General features: G+C 44.0%; 17 protein-coding genes. 12 read left to right on the forward strand and 5 right to left on the reverse strand.

Annotation, left to right across the window (positions count from 1 at the left end; translation table 11 throughout):
• Positions 1 to 74 precede the first annotated feature (74 nt).
• A complete protein-coding gene (locus CRO17_RS01955; RefSeq protein ID WP_097038759.1) occupies positions 75 to 1163 on the forward strand; it encodes a glycosyltransferase family 4 protein in 1089 nt (362 codons plus the stop codon).
• Here CRO17_RS01955 and CRO17_RS01960 read toward each other — a convergent pair.
• Genes CRO17_RS01960 through wecB form a run of 3 tightly spaced genes read right to left on the reverse strand, consistent with a single transcriptional unit; the run spans position 1142 to position 4045 of the window.
• A complete protein-coding gene (locus CRO17_RS01960; RefSeq protein WP_097038761.1) occupies positions 1142 to 1975 on the reverse strand; it encodes a dTDP-4-dehydrorhamnose reductase family protein in 834 nt (277 codons plus the stop codon). The two genes, CRO17_RS01955 and CRO17_RS01960, sit on opposite strands and share 22 nt — an antisense overlap.
• The gene (locus CRO17_RS01965) at positions 1975 to 2961 is read right to left on the reverse strand and encodes a polysaccharide biosynthesis protein (protein ID WP_097038763.1); all 987 of its coding nucleotides are present in this window, start codon (positions 2959 to 2961) and stop codon (positions 1975 to 1977) included. The genes CRO17_RS01960 and CRO17_RS01965 overlap by 1 nt, the downstream gene beginning before the upstream one ends.
• Positions 2954 to 4045, reverse strand: a complete 1092-nt coding sequence (wecB, locus tag CRO17_RS01970; RefSeq protein ID WP_097038765.1) for a non-hydrolyzing UDP-N-acetylglucosamine 2-epimerase — start codon at positions 4043 to 4045, stop codon at positions 2954 to 2956. The genes CRO17_RS01965 and wecB overlap by 8 nt, the downstream gene beginning before the upstream one ends.
• Before the next feature lie 167 nt (positions 4046 to 4212).
• Between wecB and CRO17_RS01975 the strand changes: the two genes are divergently transcribed.
• From CRO17_RS01975 to CRO17_RS02000, 6 genes are all read left to right on the forward strand, one after another.
• A complete protein-coding gene (locus CRO17_RS01975) occupies positions 4213 to 4671 on the forward strand; it encodes a hypothetical protein (protein WP_143595978.1) in 459 nt (152 codons plus the stop codon).
• Positions 4672 to 4787: 116 nt separating this feature from the next.
• Positions 4788 to 5999: a glycosyltransferase family 4 protein gene (locus tag CRO17_RS01980; protein ID WP_097038769.1), complete on the forward strand. Its 1212-nt coding sequence runs from the start codon at positions 4788 to 4790 to the stop codon at positions 5997 to 5999.
• 14 nt (positions 6000 to 6013) lie between these two features.
• A complete protein-coding gene (locus CRO17_RS01985; RefSeq protein ID WP_097038772.1) occupies positions 6014 to 6913 on the forward strand; it encodes an NAD-dependent epimerase/dehydratase family protein in 900 nt (299 codons plus the stop codon).
• A gap of 88 nt (positions 6914 to 7001) precedes the next feature.
• Positions 7002 to 7625: a DUF1796 family putative cysteine peptidase gene (locus CRO17_RS01990; RefSeq protein ID WP_097038774.1), complete on the forward strand. Its 624-nt coding sequence runs from the start codon at positions 7002 to 7004 to the stop codon at positions 7623 to 7625.
• A 12-nt stretch (positions 7626 to 7637) separates the two neighbouring features.
• Positions 7638 to 8531: an NAD-dependent epimerase/dehydratase family protein gene (locus CRO17_RS01995; protein ID WP_097038776.1), complete on the forward strand. Its 894-nt coding sequence runs from the start codon at positions 7638 to 7640 to the stop codon at positions 8529 to 8531.
• Between the two features lie 91 nt (positions 8532 to 8622).
• Entirely contained in the window at positions 8623 to 8994 is a 372-nt protein-coding gene (locus CRO17_RS02000) for a hypothetical protein (RefSeq protein ID WP_097038778.1), read from the forward strand.
• Between the two features lie 294 nt (positions 8995 to 9288).
• Here CRO17_RS02000 and hisA read toward each other — a convergent pair whose 3' ends face one another.
• Complete coding sequence (gene hisA / locus CRO17_RS02005; RefSeq protein ID WP_097038780.1) at positions 9289 to 10044, reverse strand: phosphoribosylformimino-5-aminoimidazole carboxamide ribotide isomerase; 756 nt, start codon at positions 10042 to 10044, stop codon at positions 9289 to 9291.
• A gap of 77 nt (positions 10045 to 10121) precedes the next feature.
• Complete coding sequence (locus CRO17_RS02010) at positions 10122 to 11639, reverse strand: glycosyltransferase family 2 protein (RefSeq protein ID WP_245864554.1); 1518 nt, start codon at positions 11637 to 11639, stop codon at positions 10122 to 10124.
• A 260-nt stretch (positions 11640 to 11899) separates the two neighbouring features.
• On the opposite strand from CRO17_RS02010, the gene CRO17_RS02015 reads away from it, so the two are divergent.
• From CRO17_RS02015 to CRO17_RS02035, 5 genes are all read left to right on the forward strand, one after another.
• On the forward strand, positions 11900 to 12568 hold the full coding sequence (locus CRO17_RS02015; RefSeq protein WP_097038782.1) for a peptide-methionine (S)-S-oxide reductase MsrA: 669 nt from the start codon (positions 11900 to 11902) through the stop codon (positions 12566 to 12568).
• Positions 12569 to 12659: 91 nt separating this feature from the next.
• Entirely contained in the window at positions 12660 to 12917 is a 258-nt protein-coding gene (locus CRO17_RS02020; RefSeq protein WP_097038784.1) for a hypothetical protein, read from the forward strand.
• Positions 12914 to 13294: an N-acetyltransferase gene (locus CRO17_RS02025; protein ID WP_097038787.1), complete on the forward strand. Its 381-nt coding sequence runs from the start codon at positions 12914 to 12916 to the stop codon at positions 13292 to 13294. Before CRO17_RS02020 ends, CRO17_RS02025 begins: the two co-directional genes overlap by 4 nt.
• A 73-nt stretch (positions 13295 to 13367) precedes the next feature.
• Positions 13368 to 14189 carry a sugar-phosphatase gene (yidA, locus tag CRO17_RS02030; protein WP_097038789.1) on the forward strand — a complete coding sequence of 274 codons (822 nt, stop codon included), beginning with the start codon at positions 13368 to 13370 and terminating at the stop codon, positions 14187 to 14189.
• Positions 14186 to 15064 (forward strand): aldose 1-epimerase family protein, encoded by an 879-nt coding sequence (locus CRO17_RS02035; protein WP_097038791.1) that lies wholly within the window; start codon positions 14186 to 14188, stop codon positions 15062 to 15064. The genes yidA and CRO17_RS02035 overlap by 4 nt, the downstream gene beginning before the upstream one ends.
• Positions 15065 to 15278: the final 214 nt, after the last annotated feature.

Raw genomic sequence — 15278 nt, forward strand, 5'->3', positions numbered from 1 at the left:
CTAAATATCATATTTTTTCTGCCTCCAGCATAAGCATGAAATGGATATTGTACGCCTAGTAAAGGAGGCAGAACATGAAGGTGTTATTTGTATTTTACGTTCCGAGCGGTGGCGTAGAGACACTTAATCGGCAGAGAAGAGCTGCGCTGGAATTGGAAGGCATCTCTGCTCACTTTTTGTATTATGAAAAACGTCGTGAACTCGTAAATGACCACGGAGCACCGGTGTATATAACGAACGAAGATGCAGACATCAAGCAGATTTTCGATGCCAATAATTTTGATGCGGCAGTTGTTACATCCGATTTCTTGAGCTTTGCCCGTTTTCGAAGGCTAGGGTTTACAGGCAAGCTTATTTTGGAATCACAAGGTTTTGGACCAAAAGAAGTTGCTTATTCGCAACTCGAACTGGCAGTGCCGCTTGTTAACAATTATGCCAACGGTTTGCTGCACCCAATGACAGAACATATTGCAGCTATTTACCGGCATTTTTATCCGACGACACCGACGTTTGGGTTTGATATATGCTTCGATACAGACAGCTTTGCGTACATGGCTGGTACAGCTGCAGAAAACCCAATTATCGCTTGGGTGGGCAGATTAGAAGATAATAAAAACTGGCGGGAGTTTCTCCAGATCGCTCATAAAATGCTGACTGAATATCGCCAGGATTTGCAGTTTTATATGTTCCATGATCCGTCGCTGGCGGCACAAAGTGAGAATGACGCCTTTGAACAAATGCTGGACAGTTTGCAGCTGCGTGCACATGTGTCAATTTTTCCGGATGTCCCGCATACCGATATGCCGTATTACTTCTCCTTAATAGGTGATTCGGGCGGCTTCTTATTATCAACATCCAAGGTAGAAAGCGCAGGGTATGCAGTTATAGAAGCCATCAGCTGCAGCTGCCCAGTACTAACGACAGATTCAGATGGCGTTCGCCGTGCAGTGATTCATAATCAAACTGGGAAATATTACGATATAGGTGATCCAGATTCAGCGCTTCGAGAAGCGAAAGAATTAATAGTCAATATAGATCAGCGCACTTATATTCGCGAGAACGGCCTTCGGCATGTGAAGGAAAGGTTTAGTTATCGTTCTTACGCGAGCTCGTTTAAGCAAATGCTGCTGGACTTAGGTATTCAGGATACGAGTAACGGATAAATTTGCTTTTGTTCCTCCAGCATCTCACGAAAGCTTGGCACAGCATATGCAGGTGATTTTCTTGTGTTTACAATGGTTCGATCCAAGACATGAGCGGCGTCCGGGATAATCTGGATGTCGTTTTTTTGATAGACCTCTTTGAAAAGCTGCAAGAGGTCGTGTTTGCTTATTTTATTATCAGGACAAAGGTGGAATAACCCGCTCGTTTGCTGCTGAATGAAAAAGTCGGTTGCTTTCGCCAATTCAAGTGTTGTGACGCCATTCCAATAAACTTTCTCAAACCCTTTAATCTGTCCGCTTTGATTCATAAACCAATGAAACAGTCCGATACCGTCTTTCTTAAGCTCAGGTCCGATAATGGAAGTTCGAATAGTTAGATGCGGTGCTGCTGTAACCTCACCAAGCTGCTTAGATTGTGCATAAACGGAATCTCCATCGCGGAAGTCTGTTTCTTTGTATTTCCCAGTTGTACCTGAGAAAACACAGTCGGTGCTGATCTGAATCAAGCGGCCTTGTTTTCTATCCATAAAAGCAGCAAGCTGATGAGGCAGCAGGCTGTTTACTCGGAAAGCTAAAAGCGGGTTTTTCTCTGCAGCCTCATTCAAGATCCCGGTACAGTTAACAACAATCGCTGGTTCTAATGAATTAATCAGCTGTTCCACTGCAAGCGTATCAACTGCATCCAAGTAAATACTATTCTTATCCGTTCGATCGCGGGAAGTATAATACACATCGTAATCCGGCTTCTTGCGCAGGTAACTGTACATTACATGCCCCGCCATTCCCTTTCCGCCGAGGATAAGTATCTTCATTAAATAAAACCACCTTTTGCAAGCATGCTTTGGATTTCCTTAAGTGAAAGCAGGTTCTGGCTGGAATTGTAATCGGTAATCTCCACTTTTTTATAGCCTTTATATTGGTTTTTAATGGCTTCTGTTTTAATATCTGGCAGGATAACGAAGTAGCGATCATCATACACAATGGCGGAGTTGCTTTCATTAATCGTTAATAACAACTCATGAATTTTCTCGCCAGGACGGATGCCTAATGTTTCAAACTCAATATCCTTTGTGCCGGAGGCTTCCATCAGTACCTTTGCAAGATCTGTTATTTTGATGGCCGGCATCTTCATGATGAAGATTTCCCCGCCGACAGCTTCAAAGGTTGCTTTAAATACAAGTTTGATAGCGTCCTCTACAGTTAAGAAGAAACGGGTCATTTCTGGATCTGTGATACCGATTTTTCCATTTTGGCGAATCGCTTTCTTGAAGACATGAATGACACTCCCGTTTGTTCCAAGTACATTACCGCCGCGGATACATACGAATGTTGTGTTTGCATGTAGTGTATTCGCGTGTGTAATCAGCCTTTCTCCCATTGCTTTGGAAAGACCATAGAAGTTAGCAGGATCGGATGCTTTGTCAGTCGAGATGTAAATGACTTTATCGATTTTATGGTGGATGGCTGCATCTATGACATGCTGTGTTCCTAATACATTGGTTTTGAGCGCTTCCAGCGGCTGATCTTCACAAACTGGTACGTGTTTAAGTGCTGCAAGATGGAATAAATAATCCACGCCTTCAGTTGCTTCGATTAATGCTTCGCGGTCGCGGATATCGCCGATTTTAAAGTGCAGCTTCGGATTGTTGTCAAACTCTTGCTTCATTGTAAACTGATGGGATTCATTACGGGAGAAGATACGTATCTCTTTCGGGCGGTGAAGCAGCAGCTGTTTAACAAGCTCATATCCCCACGAGCCAGTTCCTCCAGTAATAAAAATTGTTTTATCTTTAAACAATCTCCAAACCTCCTAAAATAATTTTGGTGACCTTATCCGATACATTTGGGTCAGTATATCCTTTTGGAAACTCCCAATCTTTCGCGGCAGCGGCCATAATGATGGCGGACCGTTCAATCGCAGCGGCGTCAATGCCAGAGACGATATTGCTGCCGCAAGCAACAGTTTCAGGACGTTCCGTCGTTTTGCGTACTGTGACTGTTGGGACGTGGAACAGGCAGCATTCTTCTTGTACCGTTCCGCTGTCGGTCATTGCCAACAGTGCATGTTTTTCGAGTGTGACAAAATCAAAAAAACCAAACGGCTGGTGGAATTCAACAAGCGGACTCAATGTCACATCTTTTAACTGACTGATTTTTGATTGGGTCCGTGGATGGATGCTGCAAATCATGCGCTTATTTAGTTTCTCAGCAGCAGCACTTAACCCATTGATAATCGTCCGCAGTTTATCTGGATGATCTACGTTTTCTGCCCGGTGTATGGTTGTCAGCAAGTAGGATTGTTTCTTCAGCTTGAGTTCTTTTAGAATCCGGCTTTTTTGGATACTGGCTGTGTATTGCTCGAGCACTTCATAGATTGGATTTCCTGATACGACGATGCGATTTGCCGGAAGACCTTCGCGCAGCAAATTTTCTCTGCTGCCCGGTGTGTAAGGCAGGTTGAGACTGGAGATTGCATCGATGACACGTCTGTTCTTCTCCTCTGGTACTTCCAAATCAAAACAACGGTTGCCTGCTTCCATATGGACAACAGGTATGTGCATCCGTTCTGCGAGTATAGCGCTAAGAGCGCTGTTGGTGTCTCCTAGCACAAGTACTTTATCCGGTACCTCCTTTTCCAGAATGACTTCCAGCTCCTTATACATCGTTGCCAGCTGTTCGCCTAATGTCTGCTGACTTTGTGACAAGATGTAATCAGGCTTTCGGATGTGCATTTCATCAAAAAATACATCACTTAAATTGGAGGTATAGTTTTGACCGGTGTGAACAAGTACGTGCGATTCTGCCAGCAAATCTAGTTTTTTGATTATGATAGATAGCCGGATAATTTCAGGGCGCGTTCCTAAGACAGTTAAAACCTTCACAAGTAACCTCCTTTAAAACCGCTATCCACAAGCGTATTTTCGTTGATTAGTATATGGATAGATTTAGAAAGGGATTGGATAGATACACAGGGCTGACGTTTTTTTTCTTGCTAGGAATAACAATGGCGCAGGATGTTCATATACTGGCTGTGGAAAGGATGATAAAAGTGCCGAATAAAATACCTACGCGATTATATGGCAGAAGAGCAATGGGTCCTTCCGCAGGTGGAACCATCTGGGGAGGAGCGTTTTCACCTACGAGAGGCTTTCCTGCAACACTTTCTTCCGCAGTTCCGCAAGCAGCAGAACAAGCAGAAGAGGTTCCATCACTTGAAGTTGCATCTCCAATCACGGACAGTGTAATTGTTCCAGAGCAACTCACGCCACCGCCCGTCGAGACAGTGGACACACCTGTGGAAAGCACAGCACTTGGGGAGGTAACTGTAACAGAACCACAGGGAGCAGCTGCACCAAATTTCGTGCCAGCAACTCCTGTGCCATACCAGCCAGAACAGATAAACGGATTTAAAACGGAGCAGAACGCGGACGGAACTAGGTCAATTTTTATTAACAACAGCCGGATTACCATACCCGATCTGGACATTTTAGCTGCCATTCCTGATTGATTGTGCTTCCTGCTGAGGCAGGAAGCCTTTTTTGTGCCAGGCACGTGCTTCCATTTGCACCATATACTGTTAAAGGTTTATCAATGGGCGTTTTTATTTGTATGGGAGGTAATAGAATGAAAATCTTGTTAGCAACATATTGGTCCATTCCGCATTTGGGCGGGGTATGGAATTATCTATCCCAGCTGAAAAGCAGACTGGTGGATCTGGGCCATACTGTCGATATTATGGGTTATGGCGGAGAGAACACGTATATTCAAGTCTCTGGGCGTGAGAAGACCATACCAAAGGAACGTTGGTCAGCCTATGTGTATAGCACCCTCCAGAAAAACAGTTTCCCAAAAATTTATTCGAATCATCTAGTCGAATACACAGAAGTACAGCGGTACACGTATGAACTAGCAGCTGCAGAATTCGGGCTTGCTGATTATGACATCATTCATACGCACGATGTCATTTCCACGGTGGCACTGGATCGAGCACGTCCTGAAGGCGTTCCGCTTATTGCCACGCTGCACGGATTAGTGTCGCATGAAATACGCCACCAGCTTACAACAATTCATAAATCCCCAACATCCAATCTTGCACGTGCTTATTTTGATGAGATTGAAAGATTAGGAGCTTCTAGTGCAGATGTGACGATTACAGCTAATGAGTGGCTGCAGAAAATATTGATGGAAGAATTCAGAGTACCTGAAGATAAATTTGAAAAACTGCATTATGGGTTCTCGGTGGAACGTTTCCAAGAAGAGCAAGCCAAACCGACAACGATGCAGACACCGCCAGGGAAGAAAGTGATTATTTATGCGGGCAGACTTATTGAACTCAAAGGTGTCCATTATCTCATTGACGCGTTAGCAGCCTTGAAAGAACGTGATGATTGGGTATGCTGGATTGTCGGAGACGGCAATCGGAAGCAGCATTTGCAAGCCCAAGTGGCGAGTTTAGGTTTGGGCGATAAGGTGCTTTTCCTTGGCAAGAGAGAGGACGTTCCAGTTCTATTGAAGCTAGCGGATATTAGTGTGCTTCCAAGTTTGATGGATAACCAGCCTCTTAGTGTTATTGAATCGCAGGTAAGCAGCAAACCTGTAATTGTGACAGACGCGGGCGGGCTGCCGGAAATGGTTGAGCATGACGTAACAGGATTAATCGTACCTAAAGGGGATGCGCCAGCTTTACAAGGGGCAATTGAAACATTGCTGGAAGATGATGACTACCGAAGTAAGCTTGGAGAACAAGCGCGAGAATGGGGCCTGCAGCATTGGTCAATGGATGTAGGCGTGGAACGGCTCTTGGAAATTTATAAGCGCTTTGCACCAGACAGCTGATTAGGAGGTCCATCATGAAAATAATCGTGACTGGCGGAGCAGGATTTATCGGTTCTCACCTTGTGAAGACATTACAAGGTGAGGATCATGAGGTGGTCATTTTGGATGATCTCTCAGCTGGAAATGCTGATATTCCGCAGGATGTAAAGTTATATCAATTTGATGTTAAAAGTGCAGATGCATATCGTGCCGTCATTGAAGAGCAGCCAGACATACTATTCCATTTAGCAGCACAGGCAGATGTGACGAAAAGCATATTAAACCCCGTGCAGGATGCAGATGTAAATATTGGCGGTACGATTAATATGCTGGAAGCAAGCCGTACTGCAGGGGTAAAGAAATTTATTTTTGCGTCCACATCTGCTGTCTATGGTGACATTCAGAAGATACTGATTCAGGAAGAAGATATAGCAAACCCCATCTCTTATTATGGCTTATCCAAATTATCTGCTGAGAAGTACATTCAGCTATTTCATCAATTTTATCAGCTTCCATACACAATTCTTCGTTACGGAAATGTGTACGGACCGGGTCAGAAGCCGAAGGGGGAAGGCGGCGTTGTAGCCGTGTTTTTAGAAAAGCTGAAGCGGAAAGAACCAATCACGATCCACGGAGATGGCACCCAATCAAGAGACTTTATCTTTGTGAATGATATTGTTACAGCTAATATTGCCGCAATGCAAAAGCAAGAAAGCGGTATTTACCACGCAAGTACGGGTACCAGCACGTCGATTCTTGATTTAGTGGAATGTTTCAAACAGATACATCCTTCCTTAGATATGCAATTCACTACCAGTCGTTCTGGAGACATTTCGCACAGCTGCCTTAGTAATGATAAAGCTGTTGCGCACCTAAAATGGCTTCCATCTACTTCTCTTACAGACGGTATAAAAAAGGCATGGCACCAGATGTGATTTTCTCTAAAATGGACTGTTTGCTCTTTCAAGAAACGAGATGAGCGAATCTAATAGATAGAGGAGATTGCAAAAAGGAGGGATATGTGTGGGAAACGATTTGCTAAAAGGCGGCTATGATGCAGTGTATAGCCTTGGAGATCTTTGTCTTGGAGCCATACAAATGAAGAAAAATAATCTTCGGCCATTTTCAGGGCCGCTTGATTGGATGGGCACACCGCTGTTACCTAATGTGATACAGCTGTTTGAGAAGCGTTTTGCCGATTTCATGCTGTATGAAAATCTGCGCATTGTCGGTCATGCGACACCAGACATGCTGCTTGTTTCAGATGACAGAAATTTTGTTATGTCGAATCATGACTTTCATACAGCGGAGAACAGCCTGACACAGCTGACGACGTACCCGCAGGTGAAGGAGAAGCTGGATCGCCGCGTGAACCGGCTGCTGGAAAAACTCCTTACAGCACAGCGTATTTTATTTATTCGAACCAATGCAACACTGGAGGATACGGCAGAACTTCAGCGTGTGCTGCGTTCCATTATTGAACATGATTTCCGGATTCTTGTAGTGAACCATGGTCCGGTTTCTGGGATTGTTGAAAAGCACTGGCCTATAGATAACGTTTATAGCGTAGAGCTGCCAGACAATGAGATTTGGGAAGGCAATAATGCACTTTGGAAACAGTTATTTCAAGATGTGCATCTGATGTAACAGGAGGTAGGTATGGAAAAGCGGATCCTAATTACAGGGGCAAGCGGTTTTACCGGTCGTCATACAGTAAAGCATTTTCTGGAAAAAGGGTATGCTGTCAATGCGGTGACAAGGAAAACGAAGCTTGATGACATTGGAGAGAAGCTAACAATTCATACACTTGATCTGACGGAAAGGGCTGCCGTACATGCGCTATTGGAAAATATAAGACCGGATTATATTCTTCATCTTGCAGGAGAGAACAGTGTACCTGCATCTTGGGAGACACCGTTAAAAAGCTGGCAGGCAAATGTGGAATCGACACTTCATATAGTGGAAGCAATCCGAACAATGGAAATTCCAGCTCGTTTGGTCGTTGCTGGAAGTGTGCTGCAAGATGACGCCGCCAGCTTAGTATCGCCTAAGCATCCATATAGTCTAACGAAAACATTGCAGACAACGGTAGGCCTCGCCTGGCATAATCTGTTCGGTGCAGACGTTATGATTGCCAAACCTTCTAATATCATTGGACCGGGCAAATCAAATGGTGTATGTACATTATTTGCAGAACAAATCCGTCAGCTAAAGGAAACAGGTGAAGTTCAATTTCAAGTTGGCGATGTCACGGTAACAAGAGATTTTATTGATGTGAGAGACTTGGCAGTTGCTTACGAAGTGTTGTTTCTGCATGGTAAAGCTGGAGAAACGTATGAAATCACCTCGGGACGATGGGTTTCATTGGGAGAAGTTTTGTCGGTACTTCGACAAGTGAGCAATTACAATTTCTCGATACATGCGAAAACAGAGGCATCAATCGAAGCGAAGCTGTCAATGACAGCCGAAAAAATTCGCGCACTTGGCTGGGAACCGACGCATACACTTGCTGCTTCGTTAGCAGATGTATGGGAATATACAGCGAAGAGTTAGTTTGTTCACACTTTCTTTACACGCTATTCAAGGTGTAAGCGTTGTATTTCGTACAGCCATGCCATATAGTGAACCCATAGGAGGTGTTTATATGGGGATTTTTGATTCCTTTAAGGAACTTATCGGTAACAAGATAAGTGATATTGCACCAGAAGGACTTGCTAATAAAGCAGGGGAACTGCTGAATGGAGAGCAAGTATCCGAACAAGCGCAGCAAACTGTTGATTCTGTGACAGAAGCAGCAGGTGTTGATAATCTAACTGATCAGGCGAGCGATTTGGCACAGCAGGGCACAGTGCTCGGACAAGAGGCTATGGATCAAGGAACAGAGGCGTTACAAGGTGCTGCGGATCAAGGAGAAGAAGCAGTACAACAGGTAACTGAACAAGCCAATGAAGCGACAGGAAACTTAACTGAGAAAGCACAAGGTTTGCTTTCAAACTTCACAGATAAATGGAAATAATAAAGAGGCTGAGACAATAGTGTTTCAGCTATGCTATGTAGGTAGCCAAACAATACTGCAGTTGATAGCAGTATTGTTTGGTTTTTTTATTAGTATCAGTGAGGAAGCACACTCCGCTTTCCTGCAGGCGGCTGGTGAGCCCCCTTGTGCTTATCTGAGTTAACACTTAGCGCAGGCAGAATGCGGAACCTCTCGAATTTCTTCGTCCGATGCACGACTTCATTAGAGCATGAGAAGACTCAGCTAGTGATTGTTCGCTTATAGAATTAACTAATCTGGTTGTCCCAGCCGCTTCTAATTATTCTCTTTAGCTAAAACATCAGTCAATGAAACATCACCGCCGAATAAGTCAAGTGCACTACCGATTGTATAACACATGTTATTATTTGTTAGTTTCCGGAAAAGGTCGATATCTTCCAAGGACCGTATTCCCCCGGCATATGTCGCTGTTACTGGCATGTGCGCGGCCAAATGGCGGACAAGCTCTTCTTGGATGCCATTCCGTTTTCCTTCTACATCCACAGCGTGAATGAGGAATTCATCGCAATAAGCAGCAAGCTCTGCCAAATTTGCAGCGTTAACTTCAAAATTGCTCCGCTTCGTCCACCGATCTGTGGCAACGACCCATTTTCCATCATGGTACGTACAGCTCAAATCAATAACAAGCCGTTCTTTGCCGACTGTTTCCGTTATTTTTCGCAGTCTGTTTTCATCCAGAATACCGTCATGAAAAATGTAAGAGGTGACAATAACGTGGCTTGCGCCAACTTCCAGATAAGCTGCTGCATTTTCAGAATTGATGCCGCCGCCGATTTGCAATCCGCCGGGATAAGCTTGAAGCGCTTGCTTTGCTGCTTGCTCATTACCAGGTCCGAGCATGATAACATGCCCTCCAGAAACTTGCTTTTCTTTAAATAGGGCGGCATAGTGTGCGGCGTTATAGGAAGATACAAAGTTCTCTACTACTTTGTCATTTTCTGATGTAATGGAAGAACCGACGATTTGCTTCACTTGTCCGTTATGTAAATCAATACAAGGTCGAAATAACAAGGCGATCCCCTTCTTTCTGTCTATTGCTCCAAGTATAAAGCAAAAAAGCCGCCAAATGGAAGGGCGGCCTGTTTCCGTTATGCTTGATGTCTGCCTCGAAGTGTCCAAATCTGATAAAGCATAATGAGAGACATAAAGATGGTCAAGCCAGTCAAACCAATCCATCCTGCCATCAAGTATGGACTCGTCGCTGCTTGGACTGCTTCGCTCGTCAGGTAATCGCGGAAATAGTAGCAAGCAAAGATGACAAGACTAACGACTAACAGCAAAGCAAGTACACCTTGAACGAGCTTGCTTTTCGTTTTACCAGCTTCTGCCTGATATTGGTTTGCCCAGCCATCTTTTTTGTCATTGGATAGTTTTTCGGCCCATACTTGAGCGAAAGTCATTAGATTTACCCATAGGTAGATTTCGGGACTTATGAGCAAAAAGGCGAGTATCACATCGATTGGCCGGTGCATCGGTGTCTTTAATGCCAGAATGGTATTTAGTATCGAAGCAAGACCAATTGGTATTACCCATATCCATGACCACTGAAATTGATCGGTTGCAACTGCTGCACCGAGCATTAGTACAAAAACAACACGGATGAGCAAATCCAATAATGATTTCATTTGAGAACGCCACAAGTGACCGGTATGTCTTGTTTTCAACATCAAATCACGGTCGGTAAGCAAGCTGACAGTACCAGAACTCCATTTTACGCGCTGATTACGGAATGTATGATAAGAGCGCATTGCATCAACAAAACAGCGAGCACGTGGACTAACCAGTGTTTTCCAGCCATTTTTCTGCAGCTGCCATGTAAGCAGCATGTCTTCTACATCAGAGTCATTTTGCCAAGGACCATCCAGTTTGTTGCTTTGCATCACTTCATATAGTGCCTCAGGTCTGAACAGTGTCGCCTGGCCGCCAAGCACATACGTACTGCCGCCTCGGTATTGCAGACTGAGGAGCCAGCTTGCCATATCTTGCTTCTGTTGATGTGTCCACCATCTAGCCATTGGTCCGCCATACTCGCCGCTGTAAAGCTTCTCTTCATAGTAAGGATCGTCTTTAGAGAGAAGACCTTTTTTCTTTGGCATTCGCATTGTATATTTAGCCATTACACCGCCAATATTACGCGCGCTCATTAATCCGTCCCATAAATACTGAAGTGCTCGGGGGGCTAAACGGCTGTCGGCATCCATGCCGAGTATTCCTTTCACAGAACGCTGGTAGGCTATCTCGTAATCTGTTCGTTCCATTTCAAAAATATCCATATTATCGCCGTAGATATTCTTCCAGACAGCATTCAGCGCGCCAACTTTTCGCTGTTTGTTATTTTCTGTTACGATAATATTAATAGACAATCCGAGTTCGACGCCTGCTTCCCGGGCAATTTCTTCCGTGCGATCTGTGCAATTATCTGCTACAACAAATACGTCAAGTTCTACACCGCTAGGCAGTACCTGCTCTTTCAATCCCATCAAGCAGTCGTGAATGGCCTTTTCTTCATTGTGGGCTGGGATGAAGGCGACAATCCGCGGACGCATATATGTGCGCTTGATTTTAGATAAAGTACGTGTTTCCGTGCTGCCTGGAACAGTGATCATTTTACTTGCTTCCTCCTTTTGAATTTAAGCGAGCAGGCTTATAGGAAGTTAACGCATGTTGTAAAAAGGTACACAAAATGAATCTGCTCGTCCTTATTTACTGGTTCTTAAGTCACATAATAGCATAGGAGAACACTGTTGGTTGACAGAACCGTTAGTCAAATACAGGGGTTATTCGCTAACTATAGGTCAACTCTTGTTGAATATTATGAAATTTATTTACAGTGCTTTTGTTCTACTATAAAAGGAGGTATAGGTACATGGATATAAACATACAAGAAATAGAACAGCATATGCTGGAAAACAAACGAATGGATACACTTGTTTTTGGGATGGGATGTTTCTGGAGTCCGGATGCGAATTTCGGACAGCTGCCAGGAGTTCTTCGTACACGGGTTGGTTTTGCGGGCGGAACGAATTCAAACCCGACATACCGCCAATTGGGAGACCATACGGAAACAGTGGAAGTAACGTTTGATTTGGACAAGATATCGCTTGAGCAGCTGCTGCGTAAGTTTTGGCAAAATCACAATCCAAATCGACCTGCGTATAAAGAAAGACAGTATATTAGTCTTTTGCTTTATCGTAATGCCAGTCAGAAACGCGTGATGGAAATGGTAAAACGGCATTTGGAAACAGAACAAGATAATACGATATATACAGAAATAGCGCCGCTGCATCAATTCACCGAAGCGGAGCCGCATCATCAAAAGTACTATTTAAAACGGTTTAAAAGAGCGACGGAACAGCTGATGAGTTGTTTTCCTGATGAAGCTAGCTTTCACCATTCCACAGTCGTGGCAAGGCTGAATGGGTTTGTAAAAGAGTACGGCACCCTAGCAGCTATTAAGCAGGAAGTCACGCAGTGGGAAATCTCAGAAGAAGAGATACTGCAGCTTCAGCAGCTGCTGGATCGATTGAAATGGTAGGTGCCCGTGATCATTTCAGTACAGTATATTTCCTAGCCGAATTGAGATAGAACAAATTGATAAATCTTTGATTGTTCAGGAACTTTGCGGTGTGCTTGAAAAAGCAAATGCAGAGATAAACCAACATCCTGCTATTCATGCTCGAGTTAGTGTATATACAGAGGATGAAAGTTATGACACTTTTCACAGCATGCTGCTCGATTATGAATATGACCTGTTCGCAGAAAAATATGTCTATCAGAAACAGCTGCGGATGAGCAAACACTTCCTTCTTATTATCGTTGGGAAGCTGTCGGAAGAGGGGAAACTACTGAAAACAAATTTTTGGAAGTATGGGAAGCGTGTATGACAGACTCGGCTAATCAAGCATCCACCCACCATGCGGATATGCAGCTTCTAGATGTTAAAGCTCTTTTGGGGGATGCTTGGCAGTCCAGCTGCCGTATTATTTATCAAGAGGACCTCCCAATTGCTATGACGATCCCCCATTTGGAACCAGGCAAGAATGGGGAAGGGCGCATCTATTATATTGGCAGTTTGCCAAGTGTACGCGGACAAGGAGTAGGACAGCTTGTTCATGCGGCCAGTTTATTTATGCTTCAAGAGATGGGAGCTGCCGTATACAAAGGCAGCACGCATGCTGCAAATATACCGATGCAGCGTGTTTTCAGGAAGAATGGCTGTATAGAAGGAAAGCGAATCGCAACGTATTACAAAGGAATTTGACACCTAAACTTGTCCTATTTCGGTATACTAAAAGAGAAATACATAGGGCAGCTATTTGAGGGGGAAAAGGGATATGTATAAACTTGTTGCAATTGATATGGATGGCACGCTGTTAAATGATCAGCACGAAGTAACAATGGAGGTGCATGAAGCACTTCAGGAAGCCAAAAAACAAGGTGTAAAGATTGTGCTTTGCACAGGACGTCCGATTAATGGGGTGTATCGTTATTTGGAGGAATTGGTTTTAAATGAAGATGGGGACTTTGTTATCGCATTTAATGGGGCGCTTGTTCAAAATGCGCACACGAATGAAGTAGTCTCGCAGTTATCTTTAACGCATGATGATTTTATTGATTTGCATCAGCTTAGCATGAAACTCGATACACCAATGCATTATTTCGACGCAGAAAACTTATATACATCCAATCGGGACATTAGCAACTATACGGTTCTGGAATCTTACATGACGAAGATGCCGCTTCATTACCGGACAGTAGATGAAATTCCGCGCGATGTGCTAATTCCTAAAATGATGTACATAGATGAACCGGCACGCCTGAATGAGACAATCAGCAAGGTGCCGGAAGAATGGAAAAACCGATATACAATGGTACAAAGTGCACCGTATTTCTATGAGATTCTGCATCCAGAAGCAAGCAAAGGGAATGCTGTGAAGCAGCTAGCCGAGCAGCTCGGGATTCAACAAGAGGAAGTAATGGCAATCGGTGATAATGGCAATGACTTGTCGATGATTCAGTACGCAGGCTGCGGTGTTGCAATGGAAAATGCGATTCCAGCAATCAAGGAAGCAGCCGATTATATAACGACCTCTAATAACGCGCATGGAGTAGCAGAAGCAATTCGCCAAAAGATATTGAAGGTGAAAGAAGCATGATTTGTATGGAGAATGATTTGCTGAAGGTGGAAGTAGCTGAATTAGGTGCAGAAGTTCGCAGTGTTGTACATAAGGATACAAAGATCTCGTATATGTGGAGCGGAGACACTGCCTATTGGGGCCGAGTGTCTCCCGTCTTATTCCCGATTGTCGGACGATTGAAGGATAATCAATATACAGCAGAAGGCAATACATACGAGCTTTCACAGCACGGCTTTCTGCGTGATGCAACGTTTCAAGTGTCGCACGCTGATAAATCAGCTGTTACATTCAACTTGGAATCCAATGGCAGCTACAAGGAGATTTATCCTTATGAATTCCGTGTCGAGATTGCTTATCAGCTGGATCATGATAAGCTTTCCGTGGAGTGGAAAGTAACCAATCTGGAACAAGCGGAAACAATGTATTTCTCTATTGGTGCGCATCCAGCATTTCGGCTTCCGCTTTTATCGGGCGAAGAAACAGCAGACTACAAGCTCCGAATAAAACCTGTGCAGGGCAAACAAGTAACTGCTTATGAACTAGTTGACGGCTTAATTCGGGAAAATGGCCAGCCAACCGTATTGCCGGCGGTGTCTGTAAAAGCAGATCTTTTTGAAAACGATGCGCTTGTTTACGACCATATTGAAGAAGTACATCTTCAATCAGAAGGAGGTAATGGCGTAACTGTTACGATGTTCGATTTTCCGTTTGTCGGTATCTGGTCAAAATACGACAAAGCAGCAAGAACGATGGCACCTTTTATCTGTATTGAGCCATGGTTCGGAATTGCTGATACAGTGGAGTCGACGGGAGAGCTTTCAGAGAAGGCAGGAGTTCAGCAGCTTCTGCCGAAAAGTGATTTCCGTTCTGTTTACACGATGACGTTCTATTAAATAAGAGATCGCTGCTCTAGACAGCGGTCTCTCTTTGTTGTGAAAAGAGATGTATACATAAATCGTGAACAGTAAGACTAATAGAAGCGCAATAAGCTTTGGAAAAGGAATGTAACGAAGAACTGTTTAACTTCTTTCGGACAAGCTTGTTTTCTCCCTATTATCCTTGTACACTAGGAGATACAAGTTAGAATATTTACAATAAATTTATTTT

Source organism: Terribacillus aidingensis, from assembly GCF_900215625.1.
Classification (GTDB): Bacteria; Bacillota; Bacilli; order Bacillales; family Amphibacillaceae; genus Terribacillus; species Terribacillus aidingensis.

Coding starts and splice junctions, on each gene's coding strand:
- CRO17_RS02015 (WP_097038782.1), top strand. CDS start 11,900: ATGGATATAAACATACAAGAAATAGAACAGCATATGCTGGAAAACAAA.
- CRO17_RS01955 (WP_097038759.1), top strand. CDS start 75: ATGAAGGTGTTATTTGTATTTTACGTTCCGAGCGGTGGCGTAGAGACA.
- CRO17_RS02000 (WP_097038778.1), top strand. CDS start 8,623: ATGGGGATTTTTGATTCCTTTAAGGAACTTATCGGTAACAAGATAAGT.
- CRO17_RS02035 (WP_097038791.1), top strand. CDS start 14,186: ATGATTTGTATGGAGAATGATTTGCTGAAGGTGGAAGTAGCTGAATTA.
- CRO17_RS02010 (WP_245864554.1), bottom strand. CDS start 11,639: ATGATCACTGTTCCAGGCAGCACGGAAACACGTACTTTATCTAAAATC.
- CRO17_RS01985 (WP_097038772.1), top strand. CDS start 6,014: ATGAAAATAATCGTGACTGGCGGAGCAGGATTTATCGGTTCTCACCTT.
- CRO17_RS02025 (WP_097038787.1), top strand. CDS start 12,914: ATGACAGACTCGGCTAATCAAGCATCCACCCACCATGCGGATATGCAG.
- yidA (WP_097038789.1), top strand. CDS start 13,368: ATGTATAAACTTGTTGCAATTGATATGGATGGCACGCTGTTAAATGAT.
- CRO17_RS01960 (WP_097038761.1), bottom strand. CDS start 1,975: ATGAAGATACTTATCCTCGGCGGAAAGGGAATGGCGGGGCATGTAATG.
- CRO17_RS01995 (WP_097038776.1), top strand. CDS start 7,638: ATGGAAAAGCGGATCCTAATTACAGGGGCAAGCGGTTTTACCGGTCGT.
- CRO17_RS01980 (WP_097038769.1), top strand. CDS start 4,788: ATGAAAATCTTGTTAGCAACATATTGGTCCATTCCGCATTTGGGCGGG.